1 protein-coding gene is annotated in these 2,348 nt (G+C 67.0%); it reads left to right on the top strand.

All coding sequences use genetic code 11. The features are described from left to right. Window positions 1-45: 45 nt before the first annotated feature. A partial coding sequence (locus tag JC881_RS32200; RefSeq protein ID WP_198789812.1) for a type VI secretion system Vgr family protein occupies window positions 46-2,348 on the top strand: 2,303 nt, incomplete at its 3' end.

The raw sequence follows: 2,348 nt of genomic DNA, 5'->3' as shown, positions 1-2,348 counted from the left end.
GCAGGCCTCAGACTTTTTGGAAGGTCATTCCTCAAGGTCCATCGCGTGTCTTTTTCTTCTCTCTTCAGCGCCTCGCGCACCGTCCGCGTCGACAGCCCCGCCATGCCCAGCCTGCTGGGCAGCCCCGCACTGGAATTCAAGTCGCTCGAGGGCACCGAGGCGCTGGGCGAACTCTTCGAATACACCGTCCGCCTGCAGACCCCCGACAGCCCGATGCTCACCGGGTACGTCACGGCCAACGTGCCGGTCAAGCAGCTCGTTGGCAAGGAGTTCGGCATCCGCATTGAACTCGACGGCAAGGGCTTCGGCCCCACGGCGCGCACGGGCGCCGGCACCCGCGAGATCAACGGCCTGGTCACCAGCGCGCGCTTCGTGCAGCACGAGAACCGCCGGGGCCTCTACGAGATCGTGCTGCGGCCCTGGCTGATCCTTGCGACCCGCACCAGCGACCACCGGATCTTCCAGAACAGGACCCCGCTGGAGATCATCGAGGAGGTGCTCGCCGACTACAGCTTTCCCACGGAAAAGCGCGTCACCCACCGCTACCCCCCGCGCGTGTTCCAGGTCCAGTACGGCGAGACCGACTTCGAATTCATCACGCGGCTGATGCAGGAGTTCGGCATCTACTACTTCTTCGAGCACAAGGACGGCGCTCACCGGCTGGTGCTGGTGGACGACGCAGGGGCTCACCGGAGGTTCGAGAGCCAGGCGTACCACGACATCGGCTATTACCCGCCGGGCCACAGGATCGACGAGGAGCACTGCAGCCATTTCCAGAGCATCGAGAACCTGGAGTCGGGTCGATGGGTCACCGACGATTTCGACTTCACGAAGCCCCGCGCGAGGCTCCGGCAGACGGCCAGCATGCCGCGCAACACCGGCCACAACACGCAGGAGATGTACCGGTGGCCGGGCGACTACAGCGACCCCGACGAAGGCCGCGACCTGGCGCGCACCCGCATGGAAGCGACCGGCGCGCCGGGCAGCCGCGGCCGAGGCAGCGGCAACCTGCGCGCGGTGGTGACGGGCTGCACCTTCTCGCTGGTCAACTACCCGCAGGACGCGGCGAACCTCGACTACCTCGTCATCGCCAGCACGCTGCGGCTGCACGAGAACGGTCAGGCGAGTGGCCAAGCGAGCGCCCAGGCCAGTGGCGAGGAAGACTACGCGTGCCACACCGACTTCGAGGTCCAGCCCGCCAGCAAGATCTTTCGCTCGCCGCAGACGCAGCCCAAGCCCCGCACCACGGGGCCGCAGACGGCGATCGTCACGGGCCCTGCCAATCAGGAAATCTGGACCGACGAATACGGCCGCATCAAGGTCAGCTTCCACTGGAACCGGTACTGCACGAAGGACGAGAACGCCTCCTGCTGGATTCGCGTCGCCTCCCCGTGGGCCGGCAGCCAGTTCGGCGGCATGCAGGTGCCGCGCATCGGGCAGGAGGTGATCGTCGACTTCGAGAGCGGCGACCCCGACCGCCCGATCGTCACGGGCCGCGTCTACAACCGGCTGAACATGCCGCCGCGGCAACTGCCCGGGCAGAAGAATCTGTCGGGCTTTCGCAGCAGGGAGCTGAGCGCGGATGGCAGCGGCCTCGGGGCGCGCGGCAACCATCTCGAACTGGACGACCACCCCGGCAAGATCCAGGCGCAGCTCAAGAGCGACCACCTGAGCAGCAGCCTGAGCCTGGGGCACATCGGGCGCATCGAGGACACGGCGGGCCGCAAGGACGACCGCGGCCAAGGCGTGGAGTTGCGCACCGACGGGCATGGCGCCGTCCGCGCGGCCAAGGGATTGCTGGTCACCACCGAGGGCCGGCCCAATGCGCAGGCGCACATCACCGACCTGGGAGAGACCGTCGCGCGGCTGACAGCCGCGCGCGATCTGCATGAACGGCTGAGTCAGACTGCGCAGGAGGCGAAGGCGCACGAAGCGGGCGACCAGGATGCCGTCACGCAGGATCTCAAGGCGCAGAACGATGCCATCAAGGGCAAGGGCGCAGCCGGGCAAACCGGCGGCTTTCCGGAACTCGAGGAACCGCACCTGGTGCTCGCCAGCGCGGCGGGCATTCACAGCACCGCCGCCGCCTCCACGCACATCGCGAGCATCGCGCACAACGCGTTCAGCAGCGGCGGGCACGCCAGCATCAGTGCCGGCAAGAGCTTCCTGGTCAGCGTCAAGGAAGCCGTGCGTGTGTTCGCCTACAAGGCCATTCGCCTGACGGCTGCGACCGCGGGGATCGACATCGTGGCGCTGCAGGACAGCATCAATCTCATGGCCAAGCTCGACATCAAGCTGGAGGCCAACCGGATCAGCATCACCGCCAAGGAAGAGATCCTGATCAACGG

It is taken from the genome of Variovorax sp. IB41 (assembly GCF_016405905.1).
Taxonomy (GTDB): domain Bacteria; phylum Pseudomonadota; class Gammaproteobacteria; order Burkholderiales; family Burkholderiaceae_C; genus Variovorax.
Note: the sequence above shows the minus strand (reverse complement) of the source record. Positions and strands in the feature narration are given on the sequence as shown.